General features: G+C 46.1%; 28 protein-coding genes and 1 pseudogene. 11 read left to right on the top strand and 18 right to left on the bottom strand.

The window, feature by feature from the left end:
• Positions 1–425: 425 nt before the first annotated feature.
• A complete protein-coding gene (locus SIB58_RS06295) occupies positions 426–1,223 on the top strand; it encodes a hypothetical protein (protein ID WP_156486555.1) in 798 nt (265 codons plus the stop codon).
• A 213-nt stretch (positions 1,224–1,436) separates the two neighbouring features.
• Here SIB58_RS06295 and SIB58_RS06290 read toward each other — a convergent pair whose 3' ends face one another.
• Both SIB58_RS06290 and SIB58_RS06285 read right to left on the bottom strand, forming a co-directional pair.
• Positions 1,437–1,745: a hypothetical protein gene (locus SIB58_RS06290; RefSeq protein WP_067325647.1), complete on the bottom strand. Its 309-nt coding sequence runs from the start codon at positions 1,743–1,745 to the stop codon at positions 1,437–1,439.
• Between the two features lie 121 nt (positions 1,746–1,866).
• Positions 1,867–2,490, bottom strand: a complete 624-nt coding sequence (locus tag SIB58_RS06285) for a hypothetical protein (RefSeq protein ID WP_066906268.1) — start codon at positions 2,488–2,490, stop codon at positions 1,867–1,869.
• Between the two features lie 186 nt (positions 2,491–2,676).
• Between SIB58_RS06285 and SIB58_RS06280 the strand changes: the two genes are divergently transcribed.
• Complete coding sequence (locus SIB58_RS06280) at positions 2,677–2,880, top strand: hypothetical protein (RefSeq protein WP_066906270.1); 204 nt, start codon at positions 2,677–2,679, stop codon at positions 2,878–2,880.
• Positions 2,881–3,235: 355 nt separating this feature from the next.
• On the opposite strand, the pseudogene SIB58_RS06275 reads toward SIB58_RS06280, so the two are convergent.
• The 3 genes and pseudogenes from SIB58_RS06275 to SIB58_RS06265 all read right to left on the bottom strand — a co-directional run.
• Positions 3,236–3,427, bottom strand: a pseudogene (locus tag SIB58_RS06275) (Nif11-like leader peptide family RiPP precursor); the annotation flags it as partial.
• Positions 3,428–3,656: 229 nt separating this feature from the next.
• Complete coding sequence (locus SIB58_RS06270; RefSeq protein ID WP_066906272.1) at positions 3,657–3,890, bottom strand: Nif11-like leader peptide family natural product precursor; 234 nt, start codon at positions 3,888–3,890, stop codon at positions 3,657–3,659.
• Between the two features lie 326 nt (positions 3,891–4,216).
• Positions 4,217–4,276 carry a hypothetical protein gene (locus tag SIB58_RS06265; protein WP_369813417.1) on the bottom strand — a complete coding sequence of 20 codons (60 nt, stop codon included), beginning with the start codon at positions 4,274–4,276 and terminating at the stop codon, positions 4,217–4,219.
• A 41-nt stretch (positions 4,277–4,317) separates the two neighbouring features.
• Here SIB58_RS06265 and SIB58_RS06260 point away from each other — a divergent pair, with 41 nt between their 5' ends.
• A complete protein-coding gene (locus tag SIB58_RS06260; RefSeq protein ID WP_197461105.1) occupies positions 4,318–4,467 on the top strand; it encodes a hypothetical protein in 150 nt (49 codons plus the stop codon).
• 21 nt (positions 4,468–4,488) lie between these two features.
• On the opposite strand, the gene SIB58_RS06255 is transcribed toward SIB58_RS06260, so the two are convergent.
• From SIB58_RS06255 to SIB58_RS06245, 3 genes are all read right to left on the bottom strand, one after another.
• Positions 4,489–4,689: a hypothetical protein gene (locus SIB58_RS06255; protein WP_066906274.1), complete on the bottom strand. Its 201-nt coding sequence runs from the start codon at positions 4,687–4,689 to the stop codon at positions 4,489–4,491.
• A 363-nt stretch (positions 4,690–5,052) separates the two neighbouring features.
• Complete coding sequence (locus SIB58_RS06250; RefSeq protein ID WP_156486558.1) at positions 5,053–5,583, bottom strand: hypothetical protein; 531 nt, start codon at positions 5,581–5,583, stop codon at positions 5,053–5,055.
• 340 nt (positions 5,584–5,923) lie between these two features.
• Entirely contained in the window at positions 5,924–6,211 is a 288-nt protein-coding gene (locus SIB58_RS06245) for a Nif11-like leader peptide family natural product precursor (protein ID WP_082823292.1), read from the bottom strand.
• Between the two features lie 1,164 nt (positions 6,212–7,375).
• On the opposite strand from SIB58_RS06245, the gene SIB58_RS06240 reads away from it, so the two are divergent.
• The 6 genes from SIB58_RS06240 to SIB58_RS06215 all read left to right on the top strand — a co-directional run bounded on the left by SIB58_RS06240 (position 7,376) and on the right by SIB58_RS06215 (position 13,147).
• A complete protein-coding gene (locus SIB58_RS06240; protein WP_066906280.1) occupies positions 7,376–7,951 on the top strand; it encodes a DOMON-like domain-containing protein in 576 nt (191 codons plus the stop codon).
• Positions 7,952–7,992: 41 nt separating this feature from the next.
• Positions 7,993–8,937 (top strand): transglycosylase SLT domain-containing protein, encoded by a 945-nt coding sequence (locus SIB58_RS06235; RefSeq protein ID WP_369813415.1) that lies wholly within the window; start codon positions 7,993–7,995, stop codon positions 8,935–8,937.
• A 67-nt stretch (positions 8,938–9,004) separates the two neighbouring features.
• Complete coding sequence (locus SIB58_RS06230; RefSeq protein ID WP_066906282.1) at positions 9,005–9,682, top strand: hypothetical protein; 678 nt, start codon at positions 9,005–9,007, stop codon at positions 9,680–9,682.
• Between the two features lie 52 nt (positions 9,683–9,734).
• Positions 9,735–11,063 carry an O-acetylhomoserine aminocarboxypropyltransferase/cysteine synthase family protein gene (locus tag SIB58_RS06225; RefSeq protein WP_067325653.1) on the top strand — a complete coding sequence of 443 codons (1,329 nt, stop codon included), beginning with the start codon at positions 9,735–9,737 and terminating at the stop codon, positions 11,061–11,063.
• A gap of 16 nt (positions 11,064–11,079) precedes the next feature.
• Positions 11,080–11,973, top strand: a complete 894-nt coding sequence (locus SIB58_RS06220; protein WP_066906285.1) for a homoserine O-succinyltransferase — start codon at positions 11,080–11,082, stop codon at positions 11,971–11,973.
• A gap of 631 nt (positions 11,974–12,604) precedes the next feature.
• The gene (locus SIB58_RS06215) at positions 12,605–13,147 is read left to right on the top strand and encodes a hypothetical protein (RefSeq protein ID WP_067325656.1); all 543 of its coding nucleotides are present in this window, start codon (positions 12,605–12,607) and stop codon (positions 13,145–13,147) included.
• Between the two features lie 131 nt (positions 13,148–13,278).
• Here the strand turns inward: SIB58_RS06215 and SIB58_RS06210 are convergent, their stop codons facing one another.
• From SIB58_RS06210 to SIB58_RS06180, 7 genes are all read right to left on the bottom strand, one after another.
• Entirely contained in the window at positions 13,279–13,851 is a 573-nt protein-coding gene (locus SIB58_RS06210; protein WP_067325659.1) for a tetratricopeptide repeat protein, read from the bottom strand.
• A gap of 903 nt (positions 13,852–14,754) precedes the next feature.
• Positions 14,755–15,456: a prolyl hydroxylase family protein gene (locus tag SIB58_RS06205; protein WP_156486559.1), complete on the bottom strand. Its 702-nt coding sequence runs from the start codon at positions 15,454–15,456 to the stop codon at positions 14,755–14,757.
• 300 nt (positions 15,457–15,756) lie between these two features.
• Positions 15,757–16,188 carry a hypothetical protein gene (locus tag SIB58_RS06200; RefSeq protein ID WP_156486560.1) on the bottom strand — a complete coding sequence of 144 codons (432 nt, stop codon included), beginning with the start codon at positions 16,186–16,188 and terminating at the stop codon, positions 15,757–15,759.
• A 1,254-nt stretch (positions 16,189–17,442) separates the two neighbouring features.
• On the bottom strand, positions 17,443–17,757 hold the full coding sequence (locus SIB58_RS06195) for a hypothetical protein (RefSeq protein ID WP_066906297.1): 315 nt from the start codon (positions 17,755–17,757) through the stop codon (positions 17,443–17,445).
• Between the two features lie 166 nt (positions 17,758–17,923).
• The gene (locus SIB58_RS06190) at positions 17,924–18,187 is read right to left on the bottom strand and encodes a hypothetical protein (protein ID WP_067325662.1); all 264 of its coding nucleotides are present in this window, start codon (positions 18,185–18,187) and stop codon (positions 17,924–17,926) included.
• A complete protein-coding gene (locus SIB58_RS06185) occupies positions 18,184–18,540 on the bottom strand; it encodes a hypothetical protein (protein WP_156486561.1) in 357 nt (118 codons plus the stop codon). Before SIB58_RS06185 ends, SIB58_RS06190 begins: the two co-directional genes overlap by 4 nt.
• A gap of 230 nt (positions 18,541–18,770) precedes the next feature.
• On the bottom strand, positions 18,771–19,205 hold the full coding sequence (locus SIB58_RS06180; protein WP_066906303.1) for a hypothetical protein: 435 nt from the start codon (positions 19,203–19,205) through the stop codon (positions 18,771–18,773).
• 2,098 nt (positions 19,206–21,303) lie between these two features.
• On the opposite strand from SIB58_RS06180, the gene SIB58_RS06175 reads away from it, so the two are divergent.
• Positions 21,304–21,732, top strand: coding sequence for a hypothetical protein (locus SIB58_RS06175; RefSeq protein ID WP_156486562.1), 429 nt, complete (start codon positions 21,304–21,306; stop codon positions 21,730–21,732).
• A gap of 482 nt (positions 21,733–22,214) precedes the next feature.
• Here SIB58_RS06175 and SIB58_RS06170 read toward each other — a convergent pair whose 3' ends face one another.
• A complete protein-coding gene (locus SIB58_RS06170) occupies positions 22,215–22,439 on the bottom strand; it encodes a DUF3104 domain-containing protein (protein ID WP_414494903.1) in 225 nt (74 codons plus the stop codon).
• 184 nt (positions 22,440–22,623) lie between these two features.
• On the opposite strand from SIB58_RS06170, the gene SIB58_RS06165 reads away from it, so the two are divergent.
• Positions 22,624–22,782: a metallothionein gene (locus tag SIB58_RS06165; RefSeq protein WP_074159289.1), complete on the top strand. Its 159-nt coding sequence runs from the start codon at positions 22,624–22,626 to the stop codon at positions 22,780–22,782.
• A gap of 822 nt (positions 22,783–23,604) precedes the next feature.
• On the opposite strand, the gene SIB58_RS06160 is transcribed toward SIB58_RS06165, so the two are convergent.
• Positions 23,605–23,844, bottom strand: coding sequence for a hypothetical protein (locus SIB58_RS06160; protein WP_066906313.1), 240 nt, complete (start codon positions 23,842–23,844; stop codon positions 23,605–23,607).
• Positions 23,845–24,167: 323 nt separating this feature from the next.
• Positions 24,168–24,575, bottom strand: a complete 408-nt coding sequence (locus SIB58_RS06155) for a nuclear transport factor 2 family protein (RefSeq protein WP_066906315.1) — start codon at positions 24,573–24,575, stop codon at positions 24,168–24,170.
• Between the last annotated feature and the right edge of the window lie 228 nt (positions 24,576–24,803).

The raw sequence follows: 24,803 nt of genomic DNA, 5'->3' as shown, positions 1-24,803 counted from the left end.
GCGGAATCCCAAACAGAGTGTTGGCATCATCGTCCAGTCCTGAACCTGACATTAATTGGTCAAAAATATTATCATGAAGTCTCTCAATTAAATTCGCTATAATATGTTATTACACCAAATTTATTGGAATCCCATACCCAAGCCTTAGCCCCTTTGCACTTGCAAACTGGATCTATTATTATAATTAAGCAATTAAGAAAACAAGGTTATTCTGTATGCATTTAGCTTCCTAAAGGCTTGTTCAATCTGGCCAAATAATAAAGCATGAACAGCCAAATTTTTCAGATCTTGGCTTTGCTCTCGTCGTAGCAGCCTGCACCGCCAATGATTCTCTACAGACCCTAGGCACCTTTCTGTTCAGTAATCGTGGAAGAACATCCATTCATCTTCAGGTGATATGGATCTGTTTAGCAACAACCTTTATATTGATTTTCGGCTGGTTTAAATATGGAGATGATCCTGCCTGGGGACTGCTATCTCAGTTCCCATTGCCAGGTAATTTCACTTTTTATTATCTGATCCCACCCTTGACCGTGGCGGCTCTTACCTGGTGGGCTGCACCGATCGGGACTTCTATCCTCGTGTTGGCTGCTTTTTCACCTATACAAACATCTGCACTGATTACAACATCAATCTTCGGCGGAGTCTTCGCGCTGATGGCCTCAGCTGTGGTTTATGGGGTGGCGTTATGGATTCTCGAGCGACGATTTGTCGTCAATCCACAGGACAGCCATCAGCTACCACGACGGTGGTTAATTCTTCAATGGCTCAGTACTGCCTGGCTATGGTGTCAGTGGATGATTCAGAATGCAGCCAGCTTCTATGTTTACCTGCCAAGAAAACTCAGTTTTTTTGAACTTTTAATCAGTATTTTTGTAATCTGCTGTTCCATTGCATTGATTTTCGCATGGGGTGGAGGACCTGTACAAAAGATTATTCGTAGAAAGGCTAATATTCATTATATCAGGTCAGCAACACTTTGCGACTTAGTATTTGGAACAATTTTATTTACACGGGCACTTAGCTTCTCCGTGATTCCGATGAGCACCACATGGGTCTTTCTTGGCTTGCTGGCTGGCCGCGAATTGGCCTTGGTAGTCCGAATAAAAGTTTCAACTCCATTGGCAGCATTCAATCAGCTTGCCAAAGACTTCTTTAAAGCTTTCGTTGGTGTTCTGGTGAGTGTGGGAGTGGTCTCCGTTCGCCATTACCTGACAACCTGAGCCAACCAAAACAAACCCATATTGTGGGTATAACCTGTATATATTGTTCTCTGTAATTGAGCTGACTTCAGTATCTTGAGACATCAGACTAATAACCAAGCAAGTTAAGAAACACTCTGAAATCAGTAAAGAGAAGCTGATTTCTTGAGATTCTGGAATGGTCTTTCTTATTTCAAATGCTGCTTCAATGCAACCAGTCCAATGGCGCCCGATTTAAAATTCTTTTTTCATAACACTGATATTGTAATTCTTTGAGATGAGAATAGAGATAGTCGCGATCGCTTGCTGCAGAACAAGATCAGTATATTGATTCATCTCTTCGTTGAATTCGGGAATCATTGCTTCAGAATTCTGTACTTCTGGAGCTGCAATCAGCTTCAAGCGCGCTCGATCGTCCTCTGAACAATGATCAAGCACAATCTCGACAGCAGCAGCGATCAACCAGCTCCTGGCTGTTCTGTATTGATGGGAACAAACATCCAGTCCAGCAGCTTTTGACATCCTGTATTCCTTGTTAGGCATCAAACCACAATGACTCAATGCAGTCTCAATCGAGGCCGACTCGCCCCAACTTCAGTTGGGTCACCCCCCTCGAACAGCTTTCGCAGCACAGAGATTACTCCTGGGAGCTGAAATCAACAAATCAGACCTCATGATTGTGTTCTTGTTCATCGTTGTGTTCTTGCTCATCGTTGTCGTCCTGAGGGATGGCCAGTTCCAACTGATGCCTAGTGAGCTCAACTGAACAGGACTCAATGAGGTCTGCTGCAAGGTCCTGCTCTTCTCCCTCCAGTCGAAGGTCCTGAGAGATCGGTGCTTCTGGGCAACTGATGGCAGCAACCTGCTGCAAAGCATTGGTGATGGCTGAGAGATCGTTTTGCCAGGTCACTGCCAGACCTTCGATCTCAGCGAGCACTTCAGGACTGGCAGCTTTGATACCAGAGGCGGCATTGATCCGAGCAGCGATTCGCCTTTCGTCCCAGACGGATGCACCGACTAAGTGGGCTGCATGAAGGGTGGCAAGGGAACTGATCGCTTCAGCCTTGAGGGTTTTGACTGAGCGACTGATCACGCGTTGATCAAGCGATAAGGGTTCCACCGAAGGCAGATCGGCAGCATCCGCACAAGTGGAGTCGATGAGGGATTCACCCTCCTGTTCTGGCTCCAACCGCAGCGTCATCTCCCTGATTTCATCGGATTTGACGGGTGGTGCGATACGGCAGGCAGCTCGAATCAAAAGATCAGCAAAGCGTTCTCTCAAACTCATCTCTGGTCGGTTGCCCTTACTCCCATTCTGACCATGGCCCTAATCTGCCGATCTCGAGAGGCCGGACGGAACCACTCAACAGAAACAACGAGACAGGCCATCAATCACAGAGATGAACGCACAACAGCCTTCAGGAGGCCGAGGTGGAAGCCTTGATGCTGGATTAGGTGACTGCGTCTGAGACATTTGCCTGGGAGCTTTGCCAGCGGAGAGAAGAGGAAGACACCGGATGCCCAATGTGCCGTTAAGGCGCTCCAGCAACGTACCGCCATTGCCGATCGACCCGGCGAAATCCTGGTCAACTTCGATCATGGAGAGAAGCCCAGCCTGGTCACAGCACTGCGCTTGCTTGTGATGGCAAAGGCCTGTTGGAATGGCTTCGGGACCTGACCATAGTCAATGTCTGCCCCCCCCCGGGTCAAACGATCGACCGGTGCTCAGGCAGCACGGTGGATGCGACTGTTGATCAAAAGTCTTTTCTGAAGTGGCTAGTCGATTGAAGCATGAATTGTGATTGAGGCTTGAACATCTCTGATCAATTGCGATCAATCATGCCAGGTATTGGGAACTATTTAATGAAATTAATCAGGCTATTGAAGAAATCAAACCCATTGTGGCGGGGCTTTGATAAGTAGATGGGCCAGGATATTTACAGTTTAGTATTCGATGGTTAGGCTGGGATGTTTAGGCGAAGTATTCAGCCTTTGGAGGCAGCCCATTCTGGACATTTAGGAATATGACATACTCAATACATATTCGTGGGACCCGTGTCATTTCCTGTGTATTCGCCCCCGGAAATAGCGTCCAGTTCCTCTTCAGTGAGCTCTATCTTTTCAATTAAGTCATCAGCATAAACACTAAACCCAGCCTCCTTGGCAAACGCAAGAACTGCATCAGAATCAGCTGCAGCTTTGAGCTTTTCCTGAAGGCTGGTGTCAGCTTGGACCTTCTAAAGGAAAGCTTTGAGTTGCTCTTCTAACAGGGGTATTTAGTATTTTTACAATACTAGCAATAGTCAGCTGCGGCAACTTTGAATAATTCCATTGCGCTCAATCGTGCCAGGTGTTGGAGGAATTTATGGGATTAGTCAATCCATTGAAACGATAAAAACCAGTGCAGCGGTAGGGACTTTGATGAGTAGAATGATATTTTAATTTGAAGAAATTTTAAGCAAAGGGTGCTGGTATAGGTTCGCAATAATAGTGGCTTTTATTTCCCCCAACCACTTCTTCTAACTTCTCTTCACTGAGCTGACTGATCTTATCAGAAGTGAATTCATGACCATGTTCTTTACCTATGCTTACAACATCTTCAAGTGACTTTGCTGCTTTTAGTTTCACCTGAAGGTTGGAGTCGCCTTTGACCTTGGTGAGGAATGCCTTGAGTTGTTCTTCTGACATGGGTATCGGGAGTCTTGAACGGTTATAGCAACGGCTTGCTAAAAGAACGTTAGCTATTAATTGATTCGCTCAATCGCACCAAGCATTGAACTCTTTTTATTAGCTTATCATGCAAATTCAGGAATTTTAAGCTCGTGCAACTGTAGAGATTTAGAGGTAGCTAGCCAAACAAGCTCTATATACTTGGCTACATATAATGTCGCAAACATTTTTATGCTATATCGTTGAAGTTACTTACAGCCAAATACGCCACCCATACCGGTGCCTCCATCAGCCACGCCCTCCAGTTCCTCATCACTAAGCAGACTGATCTTATCAGCAGTAAATTAATGTCCATGCTCTTTAGCAATTCCTACAACATCTTCAGGTGACTTTGCAGCTTTCAGCTTGCCTTGAAGATTGGAATCACCTTTGACCTTGTTGAAGAATGCCTAGAGTTGTTCTAGGGACATGGGTAGCAGATCTGAACAGCAGTCATAGCAGCGACCGGCAGGGCGCACTCTGGGCCAACCGGGCTGGACGTGCCATGGAGCTAGAGCAGATGGCAACTGATGAAAAGGTGCTGGATCGGGCTTGACAGGCGTATTGATGGATCGCCCTATTTGGTCACGTAATCCATGGGGTTGTCGAAGGTTTCGGTGCCACATGGGCTCGAATCACGTCCTCCGGGAAGCATCGTGTCGGGAATCATTTTTTCTGAGTAAAGCTGACAGAGCTCTGCAGGAGGACGACTATCCACCCACTGCTGGAACGAAGAATCCTGAGCCAGAAGCTGAGCGACCAAAAGAAATTCGTACATGGCGATGTGATGAGCTATCTCATTACTAGCCAGGTGGAGCCGAGCATCACTCTTCAATCCAAACCAGTACCGATGTCCTGTTTTTACAGGCGTGTCGATTGAACACGGGTTTTACAGCTCACAAGAGACAGAGCGTCCGTTTTTTCGGTTGTAACCCCAAGCATCACTGTCAGATCGTCAAACACGATGATCTGAGCGGTGAAAGGGCTGACAAAGAGTGGTAGATCGGCCAGGTCATCCATTGCGGCGGAGAGCATCCGGTGATTCCGCGCGCATAACCTCTTTTAGAGCGCTTATATGGATACAGGAATGATCAGGTGAGACAACGCAGATCTCGTTGGTAAAAATGTATTTGTAAAGTGCTTAAATAGATTTACGTTTATCAGCGGGAGAACGAATCTCACCACCTTTGTCATCATTCCTTAGTCGCTTACGCAGTTCGTCTTTAATTACTTTGTGTTTATTCTTCCAGCCACACTCTTTAAGCTGGTCTATGTAGAGCTCTTCTAGGCGATAAAAGAAATCCCACTCGTCACTGAGTTTTTTTTGAGATCTCTCTAGTTTTTTAACCTTTCCTCTGTACAGTTCTATGAAAATCACTCCTACCACTGTAATAAGTGACGGTATAGCACCTGATATCACCCCCTTCCAATATGAATCAATCCAAATTCCATCCATTTGCAATTTTGCCACTGCCATCAGCATCGTCGACTTTTGGTTCAGCTTCAACCCATGTTTCAAATGATGCAAAATCAGATCGCACAAAGGCTCCTGGACAATGAAAAACGCCGCACTTGAAGGGTTAGTCATTGGTTCAAGGTTTTTTGCGTAGGGAGGTGGGATTATGCTTGCGGCTATCTCTTGATCGAACCAATATAAAAGACCGATTTTCAATTAAATAAAAAAGTTGCTTATTCGCATACTTCGATAATCAATAAGTTGACCTCAAGATTAAGCCTGTAAGTTCAATTGGTTGGTCTACGCAAAGATTATGCGATAAAGCCCTTCTTTGTTAAAAATATATTTGTTGACAGCTTTGAGGTGAGAGCTAAAGGTGAGATCTTTGAGCAGGAGGCAACTATTACAAGAAACAACCACTATGACATTGGTTCCGATCTCAACTTTACTGACTTTTATCATGACAATCCAGCAACTACACTATTATTTCAAGCATTAAGAACATAAACATTTATTGTGCTACAAGTAATTATCTGAAAACTGCAAATTTACAAACTCATTTTTGAGGATATCCCAATTCAATATCCCAGGACACCTTACAAGCGCATCCAACAGAACAGCTTCTCCCTGCTCCACCACCACCGGCAACACCCTCAAGCTCCTCTGCTGACAAAGAATCACCCGCATACAGATCATCGACGGGAACTGAGTAACCGAGCTCCTTTGCTATTTCAGCGACAACCTGCGGACTTGAAGCATCCTTGAGCCTTGACTGAAGGCCTTTATCAGCCAAAGCCTTCTCCATAAATGCCATAAGTTGATCGTTGGACATTAAAAACTCCATCTCTTAGTTCCGTACAGCAAAAACTGCTATCTCTTCTTGGTGATATTCAAGCCACAACAGTGTTCTTTATTTAGCCTATTGTCGTCCAGAATTTAGCCTTTTCACTCCTTTTCCGCGTTTAGCGATTGCAAGTATTCAAAGCAGCCAAGAAAAGCAGCCTACCTAGTGGACTCTTCGACGTTTTTCATTGCGATGAAACTTCCTCTTGTTTCGAATCAACATAGAGAGGAAAGTCTTGGACAACTGGAGTAAATATCAATTCTCATTCTTTAAGATGCCATAGAAAACAGCAATCCAAGTGAACGCAATTAACAGATAAAGAATGCTCACTGAACGCCCTGATGATACGAGGATTACAAAGAATACACCCAGAGCATTGTGAGAAAACTTACAGGGATAAAACTTATACTCCCCCCAATTCAATACCACTGATGGTGGTTTGCTATCGGAAAATGCTCGATCCAAAACAATTAAGTTCCGGGCAATGATCACTATACGCATGAGTGTGAGACAAAAAATCAGAGAATCACTTCCCCCGGTGTTTTGAAGAGATGAAAGAAATCCAGGAGAACCGCAGGAACCATTCAAACTTCCATGAATAAGGATCTGGCACCACCCTTTACCGCATCAGGAAATCAGGAGCTGTCGCCATAACCAAAAGGCGATGTCTCCTGCGGACAACCACTCCCCGTTCAGACATTTCGCATCGTGTGAGATTCCGACTATGGCAAGCATGACGGCGGGGAAGGGACTTGCACTCTTGCTCGCCTGTTCAAGCAACCTGAATCGAAGGCTGTGGTTGAAGACAACCCAACTTGCGCAAACAGCAAGTTCAACGGCACTCGGATGTTATTCACTGAAGCCCACTGCCACTGATGTATGCAAAGCATGGCATTACCAGATGGGAGAGAAGCCTTCCTCTATGGGGTCAATGCGAGGTGCTCCTCCCTACCATCGTCGTTGATCCGATCAGCAGCGGTCATCAGCCATGAGACCAGGCGATTTCCATGTGCGAAATCAAGCGGTGAAGTGTGGCTTTCCCAGGTCTGTCGACGGTGCGAAGCTGACCTCAGCGCAACAAGCGAAACGGCCATTCAAGAACCAAATCAAGAACTAAAACCGACGTTGAGATCTAAAGCCGTTGCAGCAACAGGGGTTTAGAGCGTGGGAAGACATCCGGTGATGGTGAGGCAGGTCTGCCCACTGATTCCCTTCGACTTTGATCAATGTCCAGCAGTGCTCGCCATGGCGGAGTTTGTTTGGAAAGAAAATGCCCCTCTTGAACTGAGCTTCAGCCTTAGCCCAAAGCTGAACACAAGCTCCATCGATTGCCTCGCCTTGAACACCGGCAAGACACATACTTCAGCGCAAAGACTGGACAACCTGTGGAGCCATACCTGCTTCGAAGCTTTTCTGGCTCGTCCGGGTGCGAAAAGGTATTGGGAGATGAATGTTTCTCCGAACGGAGACTGGAACCTTTACCAGTTCAGCGATTACCGAATGGGTGGCATGGCGGACCCTCTGGCCAAGGCCCCTGTTGTGAAGTTCAGCATGGATCGTGTCGGTTGCCTCTGCACCATTCGGATACCATTGAAGCCGTGGTGGCAGCACACAGAGATTCCTGAAATCGCCCTGACCATGGTTCTGGAAGACCAAAGCGGCTGCCTCAGCTACTGGGCTCTGAACCATCCGGGAGACAAGCCAGACTTCCATGACCGAAGAGGTTTCCTGTGTTGGTGAACAGTCGTTTGCGTAACACCAGGATCTGGGTGCGCTGTTTGTTGAGCATCCCCGTCTTGCTCAGTCCGATCACAGTGGCCTGCAAGACGGTTGCAAGCACAGATACAGCTGAAGTTCAGACCTCGAGCAGCGCCTCAATCCCGATCCTGCCAAACCGGACAGACCTGCCCGTTGCCCCGAATGGGCGGCACTACCCGCTGGTGCCGACGGAGCCAAGTGAAATCGCCGAGCTGATTGTCGACATCGAGACTGCCTTGATCATTCCTGAGCTGTCTGAACAAAACCTCGCTGCGCTTGCCCATCAACAACAGGTGATCTACAGGGTTCTGTCCAAACGCAAGGCCTTGAGTGAAGACGTTCGCATTCAACTGGATCCACGCTGGCGCTGGGTCTTTGACCAGCACATCGCTGCGCGCAGAGAGTTTCTGGCGATGCATCGCGGTCCTGCCTCTTCCACACTGCCAGCCTGGAGGATCAAGACTCCAGCACCGGCGGATCAATTACTCGAGGCTTACCGCAGTGCATCGGCAGCCACAGGAATCGATTGGACCGTATTGGCCGCAGTGAATCTGGTGGAAACAGGAATGGGGCGAATCGACGGCGTCTCTGTAGCCAATGCGCAGGGACCGATGCAGTTTCTACCCACCACCTGGTCAGAGCCGGGCATCGGTAATGGCGGCAATATCCGTGACCCATGGGATTCCATTCATGCTGCAGCTCGCTATCTCGTCCGACGTGGAGGTCTCAAGGACATCCGCCGTGGCTTGTGGGGCTACAACAACAGCGATCACTACGGGAGAGCCGTGCTTCATTACGCGGCACTCCTCAAACGAGAACCACTGACCTACCGGAGTCTTCACCAATGGCAGATCCATTACGCCTCCTCCGCTGGTGACCTCTGGCTGCATGAGGGTTATGAGCAACCACAACCCATTGCGGTCAACGCCTATCTGCAACGAAACCGTCACAGCGCGCCGCCAATGTGAGAGCAATCAACCCTGGTCTTTGATCCCCCGGCATCTACGCTTCGGGAATCAGGACTCAACAAGCTGCGTGGCAAAAGAACTTACCCATCGCGCCGATGAACTGGCTGGCCTTGGCTGGTCCGCCGACGATGTGAATCGCTACGCGGAACTCTGGGAGTATCGGCAGCGCTGGGGAGCCATGAACCTGGAACGTGAGGATCGGCTTTTTCTGCGCAAAGCCGAAGCGGCCCTGCCTGTGCTGGCAACCGGTAAAGCAGCCGTCAAAAAGAACACGCAAGACAAGTCTTACTACCGCTGGCTACGTTTCCACCTAGATGCCATGAACACGGCTCAGTCCCAAATGGAACTGACTGAAGGATCCCAGGGGGCGTGGGCCATTCTCCTGGAGGAAGAACTGCGTCTTCTGGATCACTATCAGCCGGTCCTGGGTCTGCCCGACACCATCAAAGCCAAAAGCTTCGATGCTTTCCGAGAGCAGATGGCTGAACAGGCAGCTGCTCTGGGGAGCGAAGAAATGCAATTACGCAGCCATGATTTTCAGGCCGCACTGATGGAACTCAAAGAAAAAGAAAACAGCAAGTGGCGTCATCTCCGTGAGCAGAGCGGTGACCAGCCCTATCCGGTGTTGCTGGGCGAGACGGTCGATTCCTTCCGCAGCGAAGTGCGCAACAGGCTGACACCACTATTGCGACAGACCCTTCCCTCGTTGGCGGAAACAGACAAGCCTGATCCAGACGCGGACTGAGGTCGTCCGATCGCTGCAACGCTAGAAATAAGGTGACTTCCCTGCGATTGCCGTGACGGATCAGCGCTTTGAGACCCTGCAACTGCATGCGGGACAGGTCCCTGATCCCACCACAAATTCAAGGGCGGTGCCGATCTACCAGACCAGTTCCTACGTCTTCAACGACGCGGAACACGGAGCCAATCTGTTCGCTCTGAAGGAATTCGGGAACATCTACACCCGGCTGATGAATCCGACAACGGATGTCTTCGAGAAGCGGGTGGCTGCTCTTGAAGGAGGCGTAGCTGCGCTTGCCACAGCATCAGGTCAGTCAGCACAGTTCCTGAGCGTCACCAACTGCATGCAGGCGGGTGACAATTTCGTGTCCACATCATTTCTGTATGGAGGGACCTACAACCAGTTCAAGGTTCAGTTCCCACGACTCGGAATCGACGTCAGATTCGCCGAAGGAGACGATGTTGCCAGCTTTGCGACACAGATTGATGACAACACCAAGGCGATCTATGTGGAAGCCATGGGCAACCCGCGATTTAATATACCCGATTTTGAAGGTCTATCTGCTCTGGCCAAGGAACGAGGTATTCCTCTGATCGTGGACAACACCCTTGGCGCCTGCGGTGCATTGCTGCGACCGATCGAACATGGTGCTGATGTGGTGGTGGAAAGCGCCACCAAATGGATTGGTGGCCATGGCACGAGTCTGGGTGGTGTGATTGTGGATGCGGGGACCTTCAACTGGGGCAACGGCAAATTCCCGCTGATGAGCCAGCCAAGCCCCGCTTATCACGGTCTTGTGCACTGGGATGCGTTCGGCTTCGGCAGTGACGTCTGCAAAATGTTGGGGCTACCTGACAATCGCAATATTGCTTTTGCCTTGAGAGCCCGGGTGGAATCACTGCGTGACTGGGGCCCTGCATTGAGTCCGTTCAATAGCTTCCTGCTGCTGCAGGGACTGGAAACCCTGAGCCTGCGTGTTGAACGCCATGCCCAAAACGCGATGGAACTTGCCACATGGCTGCAACAGCATCCGAAGGTGACAAGCGTCAGCTATCCCGGCCTGAGCAGCGATCCCTATCATTCAGCTGCCAAGAAATACCTCACGGGACGGGGCATGGGCTGCATGCTGATGTTCTCGCTGAATGGCGGCTATGACGACGCAGTGCGGTTCATTAACAGCCTGAAACTGGCGAGTCACTTAGCCAATGTGGGAGATGCCAAGACATTGGTGATCCATCCCGCATCCACCACTCATCAGCAGCTGAGTGAAAGTGAGCAGTCTTCGGCAGGTGTGACTCCGACCATGGTCAGGGTGTCAGTGGGGCTTGAACACATTGATGACATCAAGGCTGACTTCGATCAGGCCCTGGCAACAGGAGCCTAATTGGAGAGGTTGTGACATGGCACTGATCCTCCCAGCCAATTATCACAAGATCACAGCCGTTGAGCGCAATCGCATTTCCTGGATCAAACCAGAACAGGCAGAACGCCAGGACATCCGACCATTAAGGATCGGAATACTTAACATCATGCCGCTGGGAAAACAGTACGAATTCAATCTGTTACATCCACTGGGACTTTCAGTGCTTCAGATCGAACCGATCTGGATTCGGCTACAGACTCATGCTTACAAGAGCTGGGACCAATCACACCTCGATGACCTGTATATGAGTTGGGAAGAGGCCAATGCCAAGGGGCCTCTGGATGGATTGATCATCACCGGTGCACCCGTTGAACACCTCAATTTCGAGGATGTCACGTACTGGTCTGAATTTGTGAATCTTGTTAATGAAGCCCGTGTCAGCTGCGCCAGCACTCTTGGCTTGTGCTGGGCGGGATTTGCGCTGGCTTATCTGGCTGGAGTGAGGAAGGTGGCACTGCAGGAAAAACTGTTCGGGGTGTTTCCAATGCGCAGCCTTGTGCCCGGCCATTCGCTGATGGGAACACAAAATGATCAATTCCTTTGTCCACAAAGTCGCTACGCAACGCTTCCAGATACCGCGATGGAGGCAGCTCAACGTCAGGGACGTCTGCGATTACTGGCACATGGAGAATCAGTTGGTTACACAATTTTCGAAACGCCAGATCAACGACAACTCATGCATCTTGGACATCCCGAATACAATGTTGACAGAATTCTGGCGGAGATGGAAAGAGACAAAGCCCGGGGTGATGTTCCACCACCACAAAACTTTGACGCTGATCATCCTCAAACACTGTGGAGATCGCATCGAAACCTTCTCTTTCAGCAATGGCTGTGGTTCTGTTATCAACGCGTGAGTTTTCAAGCGTGATTAAAAGACAGTAACCATGCATCCTCTTGAAATATTTGGTCAATGGCGCAGACGATGGTTCGGTTGGCTTCCCAACCAACGACGATGGGAGCGTTTGGGCAGAGACATTGCACCCAGGCAACAAGACGATTGGTTATTGGAACCCGTCAGTCAACAGGAAGCATCAGCTCTCTTTCCGCACCTGACCAAGGAGAAAGCAATCCTTCGATATCAGAAATTACGACTACAATTGCGAGAACAGCATGAACGAGGATTCTGAACAAAGCTAGAACATATAATTGTCCTCCTCGTAAAACCCGCATCAACTTGATCAACATCCTCTGAATAAAGACAACACCTCAAGAACGAAGTTCCCTTCGTAACCATGAAACGCAAACCTCAATGCAATAATCGAAAGCCACAGAAGAGCAAAAAATATCAACTGGAACGATTCAGAAACCGAAACGTCCAACTTACAGGTCGCAGAATACAGCTCTGAACGATTGCTTTGATACATCAAGAGCAGAAACAGCAAACACAAGACAAATTCTGAACCTTCAGATGGGTCTTTGTGGGCCAAGATGCAAAGTGTTGGCCACAACCCCATCAATTAAACTCACGGTTACTGGATTAAATCCGCCATAATCAACGGATGAAAAATTTATTTCTGAAATTTCTTGGCCCGCTACTCGCAATCGCAGGCGTGCTGGGTTTAACAGGCTCGTCCATTCTGTGGAATTTCCAGGGTCGCGCCCTGGGACTTCCAGCAACGGCGCTTTCTTTGTTACTTCTTGGTGTGGGCGTTGTTCTCTTACGCCCGCTACAACCTGCAGCAACAGCAGAAGCAACAGAAACCATTAAATCCTCAGTCTCAGAAGCAGAAATCACTGCTGGTTCAACTATTTCCAACGAAACCCAAGAGCTTCAGACCAGTGATTCAAACAAGCTTGAACAGGGGACTACCGAAACTGGTTCAGTTGAATTGCTGCCAAGCAAACAACCATCATTGACCACAGCTGAAGCCATCGCGGCAGAACTTGCCGCAGCTGAAGCAGATAAACCTGAGCTGGTTCTCGTCAATTTCGCTCCGGAGGCACTACGTCCTGGAAATTCGATCCGCTCCAACAAGCGTGTTCCCGGACGCAATTTATCTGGCTATAGGGATATGGCTTCTGAACTCTTCAAATCAAACTAATATCTGTACTCTTTTCTCACTTTAATTTTGATCAATTACAATCCCTATATCTACTCATAACTATTGATATATCGAATAATCAACTCTGAAACAATCCTTAAGACAAAATTTGCAATTGCTTTAGGCTTTTGTTATTGACAATATTTTATCAAGAAACTTATTGACTTTTGATCTCCAAGCTCAACTGCTTGATTCCAATCCAGGCATGCATGTTGAAGATCATGAGACATTTCCATTGCCATACCATGATTAAAATAGGCATTGCCATCATCAGGATTCATATGGATAGCAACATCAAAATCAAGGACAGCTCCCGGGACATCTCCGGAACGGGCTTTTGCAATACCACGATTTGCATAGGATTCGGTACTACTTGAATCAAGCTCTATAGATTTACTGTAGTCGATAATTGAACCCTCAAAATCACCATATTTAGCTTTAGCAACACCACGATATTGATACGCAGATGAATTCGTTGGATCCAGCTCGATAGCCTTGTTGAATTCAATCAGTGCACCTCTGTAATCACCGGATTCAGATTTTTCAACTCCAGCTTGCAGATAGGAATCAACATTCGCAGCAAGGCTTGGAGGTACAAAGGTCATCAAACAAATCATTAACGCAACACCAACGTTTCGAAAGAACATCTGCTGACAAGTCTCAGTGCTCCCAGCGTAGTCACCGGGAACAAGAGAGTAAACCAACCAACTCTGAAGGCGATGATCAATGATCTCAGGGATCGCCTATCTGAGACTCTAAGGCATGAACAATATGACGCTACTGCGAGCAGTATCAAAGCAAGGGCTTAATAACACCTAACCAAAAATAATGGAACACTATGCACGTGAACGTAGATAGATCGCACGAAAACGGCAATTTCATTTAAAAAATTCTTGAAAATACAGAAAGAGCGATCCCGTAACATTAGTAAATTATTTCATCCCCTACTGCCGCAGAAGGGATAACATAGTCATTATTTAAAGAAGCTTAGTCGACTTCAAATTGAGTAAAAAACGAAAAGAAGAGGCAAACTGGGATACTCTTCGAGTAAAGCAATCTCAACAAACGGAAGCTTAATTCACCTCGAACAGAAATCACCTTCATTCTCTGCAGCGGCATAAACGCATCCTCACAGTTCGCATCCATGTGATACATGCCCAAATAAATTAATTTAAAACTAATTTGTACGAGATCTGTCCATCACAAATCACACCAAAAGAAGAATCTTCTTATCAATCAATTCGAAACTAGTCTGGAAAACTCAAGGACAATTTGCTAGCTCTGAAATAACAAAAGAAACTCGCGTATCAGCACATGGTAATGCTCAGAACCCCATCTCTTGCAGTCGCGCGGCAATGGGAATAAAAAATCCGCATAGAAGCACCTACAAAGTGAAGGCGTTACCGTGAGTGTCATCGAATAATGCCTAGAACGATCAATTGAAAAATAATCTGCAGACTAAAAGGGACTTGAAAAGAGCTGAAAAGTCATTAATGATAAAACTAATTTGGTTGCAATGAACCAGAGATTGAAATTAAAGATTGGGGCAAAGTAGCATATGAATAATCACTTGCAAAATAACTTGCTCACTACTTCCCAACGCTATTTCAATCTTCATCAAAAGGTGATGGTCTTAAACTATTGAGACCTCGACGAGCCCTAAACCATTTGGTGAGCACCCATTTCGATCCCCCAAGAACCGGAAGCGACTCATGAAGTGTATCTCGGTTGAGCCTGCCGTCAGCATAAAGATTGTTCCAAGCAAGCGCCAAACCAGCTTTTGGCTGATATGACTTATCCAGTCTATGAAATACAGTTTGCCCTCCTTCATAGACATCGTTCAAATATATCATCACTGTCCAGGTTCTCTGGCCACCGACCGCTGTATGCTTCTCAAAGTCATCAATGAATAAAGGAGAAAAATAATCAGTATGAGGTTTGAAAAATTCACCCTGATCATACCTTTGCCCCTGAATTGGCTCAGAATAACTTGGATGTACCCCCATCAGTTCGGCAATCTGACAGTCCAAGGCTTGACTCAATTCAGGCTCAACCCGCCAAAGTTCACACGTTCGGCTTGTTCTTGCTCCACCAAAACCGGTTGCATAGGAAGAGCGCAAATTGGTATTGATCGCAATAATGATCCGACTGCATTGAAGCTCTGAGAGAAACCCAGAAATCTCATAGATCTGGGCCAAGCTTGTATTGACTCGCGAAACTCTGTTTGCGTTGTCTGCTTTGGTAATTGCGAGTTCAGACCACTCTTTCCAAGTTGAAGAGTCATAGAAGCTAGAACGCTGATCTCCCAAAATTTGTCTCAAATATGAATCAATCTAGCTTCATACGGTTGAACTGACCGTATGAGCACCAGCAGAAAAGATACAGTCTTTATAGCAAACGTGATCAGCAAATGAAAACATAATGACTTACCCCAGGAGAGAAAAAATTTGATAGTTACTTCATCACACGAAAGTAACTTCTATAGTCAAACTACTCAGAATCCAATACCAATATGGCACGAATTTTCTACTCTTAGATTTGCCCATGAAAGTCACAGAAAAGGCTTCCAAAAAACAAATGTAATAACATATGTAAAAAGATTTTTGTGATTAGGCTTGAGTGATCGGCTCTTGATCAATCAACACTAACTTCCAGTCATTAGGGTCATACTCACCATCACCAAACATAATATTGGAAGCTTCATCAAAACAAGCCGCTTCGACCTCCACCGTTCTTTCATTTTTCCGATTTAAGAAAGAATAAATATGACCTTCCTCGTAATAAGCAAATGGCTTTGATGGCATTTCGGCATCAGGAAGCCAATCATCCTGCTCGACGATTTTCTGCGTAATCTCTTCAATCATTTTCAAAGAATTAATGTCGCCGTCTTCAAAATAGCCTTGCCAGCTCATCTCTACCCATTTTCCATTGTCTTCCATATAAAGAATATAATTCCGATCATCGGTTGACTCTCTCATAAGGCAAAAATTTTCTCCAGAAAATTCAAATTCAGCTGACTGCAGTTTGTTGTTCTCAGGCATCTTGAAACCTCGGCGACATATCCTACAAGCTATAAACTCAATGCAAGTTATATCATCATCCAGTATCAAGACTGAAACAATCAAGATGACTAATTAGTCATCAACATCGGAACTCAAAGCCATCAAGATTACATCCTATACGCCAAGACCTCCTAGCAAGTGGTTCGGTCAAAGGAGATTCTACAATTTATTCCATTGTGATTTATTTCAAAGATATTTAATGGAATCTTGCATTAAACCATCAACTGTGTGGTGTTATTCAATAACGATTCGTACACATCTTTCGCCTACGCAGATGCCATTATGATTCACTTTCACTGCTCTATTGAGACTTAAGTCATGTCGGCAAAACAGTCAATATCGTGAATTGATTGGAGAGCTTCACAACTCGTACGTGATTTATCATGACCTGAAACGCCTACCACGCATCCATCGCAAAAGCAGCTATAAGAGACTGCAGAGCCATCCACTGTAATCAGGTCACAGGTCTTTAATTTCCTCAATTATCACAAGAATTCATGACAGAATCAAACATGAGAAGAGCCTGTTACGTTGTTAATCTCAGTGATGGTAATCTCCTGGTTGAGGTCGACACCTTTGAGACCCATGCAGAAGCATTAGAACAGTTTAACCAAACCATCCGAATGGGTTCTTTTGGTCGATGGAAAGAAGTCTACTTAGAGGGGAAAGACCGAGCAGGTGAATTTGTTGATATGTATTCCGTTCATTACTTTGATCGAAATTAGGCTACTGCGATGACTAAGCTCCAACATCAGAAGCATAAAACAAGAGTCCAATTTACTAACAATCGACTACACGTGCAATTTCGCTAATGTACCAACACTAAAACCAAGGGATCAATCGATCCTTATTCCCCCAATAGAGCCAAGCTTGGTGCCGTTTTTGGTATGAATGGGGGAAGACAGCACAAACCCGAGAGCTGATAATGAGACCAATAGAGGTCTGAAATGTGCTTACTGACTGGTACTGGTATAAAGATCTAACAGACGAACAGAGATGTCTGTACGACGAGCTTCTGCAGATACAGACAGAGATTTATCTGAGTCCTCGTGACTGCAAACAACTCGTAAAGGGCTTGACACAAATAGGAATCAGAACCCCGAAACAACTAAGAGAATGGTTTATTGCTTTAGCCGAAGCAGACGATGACTAATCAACGAGAGTGGATCATTCATCGCTTAAATCCTGTTCAAATAGTGGAGGTTTTGGGATTTGCAATGCCTTCTGAAAGGCTTAAGCATCTGAGCTTTGGCAGGAACCTTTTACAACCACTCTCATTGATCCTTCATTATTGGAAGTTGTAGCATCCGCATCCACTTCTCCACGAGGAGAGATCTGCATGGATGAGTAGCCTTTGTGAGTCCAACCATCTTCGACCACATCGGTATTCTGAATAGCAACACCATCAACAATATTTACTTGCGTCCATTCAGCCGTATTTGCCATCATCATCCTGTTATTCGCTGTATCAACTTTAAAGTATTCAACTAGTGAATTCTTCTCCAAAACAATTTGATCCTTCAATGGATACTCATAGGTGCGTGTCATTTCGACATACACTTCAAATAAACGAAGTCGTGAGCAACAGCAAATGATGCTGAGAGGAGTAGATCTCCAAGGAGTGGAAGGCATTTCATTGTCGTTTGTCTTCTTGAAGTTCTGAGCAGTCAGGCAGGTTTTTATACACCTCAAGCTGACTTTTCATTTGAGTAAGTTAATCTGTCATCAATTTGTAAGCAATGCCATTCTTCTCAGCTTGGCTCAAGTCTTGACATAGTTGACCTGCCTCCTCCATTTGCCTTGCTGTCTCGACCATATTTTCCGGATTTAACACTTGTTGATGAACAGTTCGATATATTTTTTCATACCTTTGCATTTCACTTTCCTTATTCCTTATGCAGTTGTTTTGATCATTATCTTGAGCAACGGCAGGTGATGCTGTGAGTAGCAGGGTTGAGAGAAGAAGTGGAATTTTCATTGCTTGTGAGAGTATCCTTGGTAACCATTACGAGTGCATAACTCAAACAGATAATAATCAAGGACATCATCGATATAGGCATGTGAAAGTCCTCTCCCCATTGCCAAAATAAATGTATCCACCTCACCTGTCTCGCAATCAATATCAAATGTAGATGGAACAATATCACCATTCTCATCTTTGACAGATGTTGATTTAATCACTGAAACAGAATACTTGTATTCTGTATTGCGATAAGGATGAAAGGTCATTTTATACTTTTCTTTCACAAAGACTCCACTTCTATACTTCTCATCAGCCAAAGCAGGTGATGCTAAGAGGAGCAAAGCACCGAAGAGGGCGAGGTGTTTCATATTCACAGGCTAGAAACGACTCTCTTTTCCATCTACCACCTCAATAGTTCAGGGAGTATGTAATCCTGGGCACTCAGATATAAGAGCTGGGTTGCTATGGGTATTACAGTTTTGTTTGCAGTACCCAATGGGGGGTAAGAATAGAGTTAGAGATTGATCGGCACATCAAGCTCAATCGCCCTTCTCATTGCAATAACTGCATCAAAGGCTTGTAAGGAAAACTGGGAGTTTCATTGATTCATGCCCTTTTCAGCAGTTTCTCTATCAGTGTTTTGACAAGTACCCGTCATCACCATTTTCAATAAAATATCACCTTGTGAAGCAGTGTATTGCATGTTAAAGACTCCAGGAGGAGAAATCTCTATCAATGCCTTACCTACAACAGTCACTCCATTTTCAACTTCATTGAACTGACCTGTGGCAATACCATTGGCGATAGTTGCGTCTTCCCAATCACCTGAATTATCACTGGTGAGTCGGCTGTTGATGGTATCTATTTTGTAATAACCTACAGTTACCAAGTCTCTCTTCTCCAAAATCTCATTCGTGCTTACCTGGATAGTAGTTTCAGTCGCTTTTACATCACATTCCAAATAGATAATGTCTTCAGCAATGGCAGGTGATGCTGAAAGGAGAAAGACTCCGAAGAGGTTGAGGTATTTCATATTCACAGGCTAGAGACGACTCTCAATTCCATCTACCACCTAAACAGGTCTGGGGCAGAAATGCTGGCCGGAAAAATTTTGGGTTTGAGGGAACTAAGAGGTCAGTTTTAACTGGCTGGGGGTGGATATGAAGTTTATAACTTATGCAAGATATGAGAAGACCTCAGTAAGAGACTTATTAAAAACACTCCGGTGCAGCCCGTTTGGCGGATGTGCATCAGGTGGGTGCGGAGATAATCTCTGACATCTTGTTTCTTCTCCGAAACACTTCTCAAATACAATGACAAACCTGGTTAAGAACATCAAGAAAAATGCCACTAGTGGTGTGGTGTATGGCTCATGCTCTTGTGTGTGACCACTACAAACAACTGTTGTGAGTGGCCCCTACCCCTCACTCATCACATCACTTAGTTAATCATCAATACCCATTGGTCATAGGGGTGCCCCAACCCCTCTCCTGTAACTCCTCACCGAAGATCAACGGAAGGTTCTCCAGCACCCATGCACGAACCTCTTCAACTGTGTGTTTACCAGTTGATCGAGTGATGTATCGCCCAGCGTTCTTGTCGTATCTCCTGACTCCAAGGCAACTCCTTCACTTGTGCACGTAGATCTCCAGGCCACTGCAGGGGATCACTTCAACGATCTCAGAAGTCCTTGGTCTTGCCAAAAAGTACACAGGAACAACCCCTAAGACGGTTTCCCCTTACAATCAAGCGGGTGGCAATAACTGCCAAAAACCCAAGCCCGGTGTTTACTGGTTATCCAAAAAACCAGCAATCTCTAGTATATCCATTGCCTATTGGGGTTTTGGGCACCGTAACAACACCGTGTAAACGCTCTCTCTACAGGTGCTTACGCCAAGCAACGCTGATATCCCAGACGATAGCGAGCAAAGCGGGGCTTATCAATCAGTCAGTAATCACAACTGGCAGCGGCTGTTCTTCTTCCATTCGCGCATTGAGTTTGCTTCGTTCGGTTAGAAGACGATTGAAGTACATTCTTGTCTCTACTTGATGGAAGTAAGTCTCAATCTCTGACATTAAGTGGCATATAAAATACAGTATATTTATTGCCATTTCAGAGTTCCAATCTAATGGACACCTCTAGGAAACTCTCAGGCAGTGGCGACACCACCAAGGAAGGCAAAGACACCTGGAATCCCTTACAGACGATTCTGGGCGGAGTTATACCCTGCCCATCTTGATGAGAGTTGTAATCGGATTCCAGAGGAAGTCGCCACGAGGTGACAACGGATTCAACTTGATGTAGTGCCGACCTGAAAGAAGGAACCCTGCATTCTTGAGTCTATAAAGGGTGTTTCGGTGGCAACATAAGAGTTCTGCCATTTGCCTGGTTGGAACCCACTCGATTGGTTTCTTCATTCCAGAAGAATAACCAGAGCAGTCAATACTTTGTTCTAACACTGATAGACGGTTATCTGAATTCGAACCCATACTGACCTCACATCGACTTAACACCTCACTACATTCTTGTTATACTTGTAGTGTCAACGATAAGAATCAGTAGAGATTTCATAGCTACTGGTTATAGAGCCTGAATAAATACAAGTGTGTTCCATCGATGGAACGCACAGTTACTAACATGAGGGTTGGCAACAGATAGCAGTGAGCGAGAGAGGGTGTTTGGATGACCACCCTCTTTTTCTTTGCAATGTGGCAGGGATAGGAGAATGTATCGAATCACTCAGCAAAGGACTGAGTAGTGGGGAGTATGGGAGTAGGAACCTGTAGTGTCGTGGAATGAGTTACTCAATCACCTACAGAGACGGTTCTGTGGACTACGACTATGGAACCTTTAGTGAGTTAAGTGATGCAAGAGAAGCATATGAGAAGGCGATAGAGGAGATACAGGATGCAGAGTCAATCAAGCTTGTAGACCAGGCAGGAGAGACAATCGAAAGTCATATCTTCTGAGGACTATCACCCATATGGGGGATGAAGGGAACTAAGACAGAGAACTAGGACTGGTTTATAAGGACTGGTTCGCTCCGACACCTCTGGAGTAAACCCGGTACGTAGCAGTCTCTGCAACACATTCGAATCAAACCATTAGGTTGTTCAGTTCTCTACTAGTGTTGTCCGCCCTTACGGTTCCAGTTGCCGTTCAAGCACACGGAGTCGTTTACCTGGAGTGCCAAGAGACATGGGGACATATCAGGGACAGAGTCAATCTCAAGGTTGTGCCATTAGCTAAGGCTGAAATGTTGAAACATAAGGTACATATCAACACGCGGGGGATAGCACGATGGAATCGTGAAACTGGAACCTCAGCAGGTTTCTACCCGAAACACATAACCTTCCTGGAAGGTGCACCTCCTGCTGATGTCACCATCCTCAAGATTTCGAGAGTAGAGGAAGAAGGCACAGGCGGGCAGGTTGCCTTCGAACAACTGACAATGTCTCAACCCACTAAACGATTACCACTCGACGAGGACTGGAAACTTGTTGTGAACGCCTTTGGGACATGCACCGTTGTCCAGGAACCTACAGGAAACCTTTTCTGAGCTCACCAGAACAATTTCAGCAGTCACTCATCTAACTAAGGGTCGAATGACCTTCCTTAAACCCTATGTAAGTAACGGCAGCAATTATCGAAATCAACATCACCGTGCCAAACCAGTTGACATTCATGTAATCACCTCGCTCTACCTATAAATTCAGTAGAATACAACAGGGAGCGGAAGTAAAGACTCGTAAAGTAGAAACTACACAGAACTTTTAATTTACTGATATAAGAAAAGGAGGCTGGAACTACGCGTCAACCCGTTTTGAACGGTTATTTCTCGCTTCTGTAGATGCCGAAGAACACCGCAATCCAAGTAAAAGCAATCAACAGATAGAGCATGACTAGATTGAAGAACCAGAAAAGGAAGCAGGAGTACCACTTCCTGCTTCAGTAGGTCGTCAACTCTGCAGTGACAAAGTCAAGCTAGAAACTGTCGATTGAGGAGCGAGAGTTCAAAACTGACGGTTTACCCAACCCTCATCAGAGATTGATTCCATCTAACCCGTGAAGGACATGAGTGACCTCATCAGCACAGACCCACCTGATTGAACCGTCATCGACATCCGCAATTTGGAATAGGGAGTTCACTTCAGGATTCCTCGCGCCACCCTCACAAAACACCACCTGACCCATCCACCAGTCATCAGTCTTTGCCATGGCACCTATTGGCTGAACCTCGACAATGACGAAATCACCTGGTTTCACGGAAAGGAACGCTGGTGGAGAAAGCAAGTCACTGGGACTAGGAACAAGAGAGGGCTTCTCGCTACTCACAGAACAAGCGTACTGGTGCTCTGTTCTAACCCTGGATGGGAGACCTGTCACCCGATTGGGGGATGCGGTGGGTCACCTTCCGGGCTTATGAAGAAGGGAGAAACGAGGATTGCTCATGCCTGTCTCGAACCCAGTCTGTGCCTGTGAACCCTGTGGTTGCACTGTGACTCAGCAAAATGCAGTTGAGAAGGATGGGAAGTTGTTCTGCTCACAACCATGTGCAGACGGCCACGCCAACGGTGAGCAGTGCTGCAATAGCTGTGATTGCTGCTGAGTTCTAAAAAACACAGCAAGAAATGTTGCCCTACTCATGTGAGTGGGGCTTTTTATATGGATGGGAAACCTTTCACTCGTTTGGGGGATGCATCTCTGGTCCGTCACTGCGAGGGTGACAAGGTAGCCGGAGTCACCTTGAACCAACAGCAAGCAGAGAAGTTGTATTGGAGTGACTTATCCCATAAGTCCTATGGGGACTTGAGACAGCTCTTGGAGGAACAGGATGCTTGGCAATACTTAAGTGCTATTCATCCCATTGTCTGTAAGAAGCTAGAAGCTTGTGCAGCTATCTGTATTTGTGGAGAAGAATAATGAAAGTCTTTTACTTGATGATGACTTTGGCATTAGGTATTTTGCATGCTAATGCTCAGCTGGACCAAGAATGAAAGAATCAAAAAGCTGGAAATACTGAGTGTCGTAAAAATCTTAGACTGGCTCAGTATATGAGCACGCGCGGGATTCTTTACTTAATCAAGAATAACAGTGATGTATATTCATTTTATATGACTACTGCCACAAGTGCTCGTTATAGCAGTCCTGCCATAGCGTCAGAATGCGTGTCTAAGAGAGAGGGCATACTAGATATAGAGCAAGGGCCACCTTCGCATAAAACACTACTAAAAATTGAGGGCGAGGAACTAGTTGAATATACAAAAAACGATGGCAGAGAAGTAATGAGAAAAGTACTAGGCAGAAAGAAGAACATAAACAACTTTACTCAATAGCATGGTCCGAAAGGAACTTATTTCATTAAAAGGGATATTGAGGCTAACCTTTGCCAAGACAAGTGCGAAGAATTAGAGTATGAGCTGATGTAAATTCAGGCAACATCTTCCATTTCTACATTCTCAGCAGCACTGCCAATTGAAGTAACAGGCGCAGAGTCGGTATCACTAGAAACTTGTTCTTGAGCTGACTTATTAACGAGTTCCTGAAGGGTTTTAAGAGCACCTTGTCTCATCTGAAGCTCTTGCTGAATTTGGTTGTATTGATGTTCAAGAGATTGATATTCTTTAAAAGCTTCATTAAGTTTGGACGCGAGGAATTGCTTGCTATACATGGGAATAAAAGGGGGTAGATTTAAACAGCAACAAACTCCGCACCATTAGGTGAGAGATTTGCACAAGCTGCGAGAGCAGCAATTTTAGTGGTTTCGTCAGAGTAATTGGGGGAATCTGAGTTACCAACGTTGGCTTCAAACCAAACATCGCCTGTTGTTTTGACTACATAGTCGATAGTTACGCTTGAAGCGGAGGGGTCGTATTGCATTTTGGTTAATTGGTTTGTGTGTACATTGAAGGCTTCGGTAGGAAAGTGGTGAAAAGCAGCTGCTGATTCCCTTGTTGCCTTTGTTTATGTGCTGTTGAGTGCGATGTCATGAACTCAGGCAGAGGTCTCGTTGTCATCGATTAGTTTTTGGACCAGTGCGGAATCAAGATACGCCCTAACTTCAACAATTATTGTGTCGTTGAAGCGAACAATCCAGCAGTACCGGTTATCGAAGCGCATTCCACTCTTTGCGAAGGCATAGGAGCGCAACTCCACGACTGCCCAATCACCATCGGTGAGCACATTCTGGACATGAAGTTGAGTGCCTTCTTGGAGAAGATTGTTGAGTCGCGCAAAGGTATGGCTGTAAAACTCTTTCTTCGATTGATAATGACCGGCCAGCGGGTGGGTGCCCTCTACCGTCCAATCAACATTCTCTGCCACACATTCGAAGAACTTTTCTCCATCACCTGACTCGAGAGGCGAGAAGATGCGGCGAACTGTCTCTGGATTGATGGCCATCGGGACTCCTGGGATGTCGAGGCATCAGTGGGATGCGTCGTGTCTTCATGATGCCCAGCGCTCCATGAAAAGGCTCGTATCGTTGCGGAAACTGGAAGGAACGAAGCATGTATAGACCTGTTGAATCCAAAGGTGAATTGGAACGACTTCACAAGGAACATCTTGAGGATGCAGTCCCACTTAGGAAATAAGAGGCAAAGTAATAAGAAAGCATAGTGATTGCCTATG

The organism is Synechococcus sp. MIT S9504, from assembly GCF_047497135.1.
Taxonomy (GTDB): Bacteria; Cyanobacteriota; Cyanobacteriia; order PCC-6307; family Cyanobiaceae; genus Synechococcus_C.
Note: the sequence above shows the minus strand (reverse complement) of the source record. Positions and strands in the feature narration are given on the sequence as shown.

What these genes read in the sequence shown, in the direction of transcription:
- SIB58_RS06290 (WP_067325647.1), bottom strand. Translation starts at nt 1,745, where the DNA reads ATGCCTAACAAGGAATACAGGATGTCAAAAGCTGCTGGACTGGATGTT.
- SIB58_RS06285 (WP_066906268.1), bottom strand. Translation starts at nt 2,490, where the DNA reads ATGAGTTTGAGAGAACGCTTTGCTGATCTTTTGATTCGAGCTGCCTGC.
- SIB58_RS06270 (WP_066906272.1), bottom strand. Translation starts at nt 3,890, where the DNA reads ATGTCAGAAGAACAACTCAAGGCATTCCTCACCAAGGTCAAAGGCGAC.
- SIB58_RS06260 (WP_197461105.1), top strand. Translation starts at nt 4,318, where the DNA reads ATGCCTAGAGTTGTTCTAGGGACATGGGTAGCAGATCTGAACAGCAGT.
- SIB58_RS06255 (WP_066906274.1), bottom strand. Translation starts at nt 4,689, where the DNA reads ATGTACGAATTTCTTTTGGTCGCTCAGCTTCTGGCTCAGGATTCTTCG.
- SIB58_RS06245 (WP_082823292.1), bottom strand. Translation starts at nt 6,211, where the DNA reads ATGGAGTTTTTAATGTCCAACGATCAACTTATGGCATTTATGGAGAAG.
- SIB58_RS06220 (WP_066906285.1), top strand. Translation starts at nt 11,080, where the DNA reads ATGGCACTGATCCTCCCAGCCAATTATCACAAGATCACAGCCGTTGAG.
- SIB58_RS06215 (WP_067325656.1), top strand. Translation starts at nt 12,605, where the DNA reads ATGAAAAATTTATTTCTGAAATTTCTTGGCCCGCTACTCGCAATCGCA.
- SIB58_RS06200 (WP_156486560.1), bottom strand. Translation starts at nt 16,188, where the DNA reads ATGCCTGAGAACAACAAACTGCAGTCAGCTGAATTTGAATTTTCTGGA.
- SIB58_RS06195 (WP_066906297.1), bottom strand. Translation starts at nt 17,757, where the DNA reads ATGACACGCACCTATGAGTATCCATTGAAGGATCAAATTGTTTTGGAG.
- SIB58_RS06190 (WP_067325662.1), bottom strand. Translation starts at nt 18,187, where the DNA reads ATGAAAATTCCACTTCTTCTCTCAACCCTGCTACTCACAGCATCACCT.
- SIB58_RS06185 (WP_156486561.1), bottom strand. Translation starts at nt 18,540, where the DNA reads ATGAAACACCTCGCCCTCTTCGGTGCTTTGCTCCTCTTAGCATCACCT.
- SIB58_RS06180 (WP_066906303.1), bottom strand. Translation starts at nt 19,205, where the DNA reads ATGAAATACCTCAACCTCTTCGGAGTCTTTCTCCTTTCAGCATCACCT.
- SIB58_RS06165 (WP_074159289.1), top strand. Translation starts at nt 22,624, where the DNA reads ATGCCTGTCTCGAACCCAGTCTGTGCCTGTGAACCCTGTGGTTGCACT.
- SIB58_RS06160 (WP_066906313.1), bottom strand. Translation starts at nt 23,844, where the DNA reads ATGTATAGCAAGCAATTCCTCGCGTCCAAACTTAATGAAGCTTTTAAA.
- SIB58_RS06155 (WP_066906315.1), bottom strand. Translation starts at nt 24,575, where the DNA reads ATGGCCATCAATCCAGAGACAGTTCGCCGCATCTTCTCGCCTCTCGAG.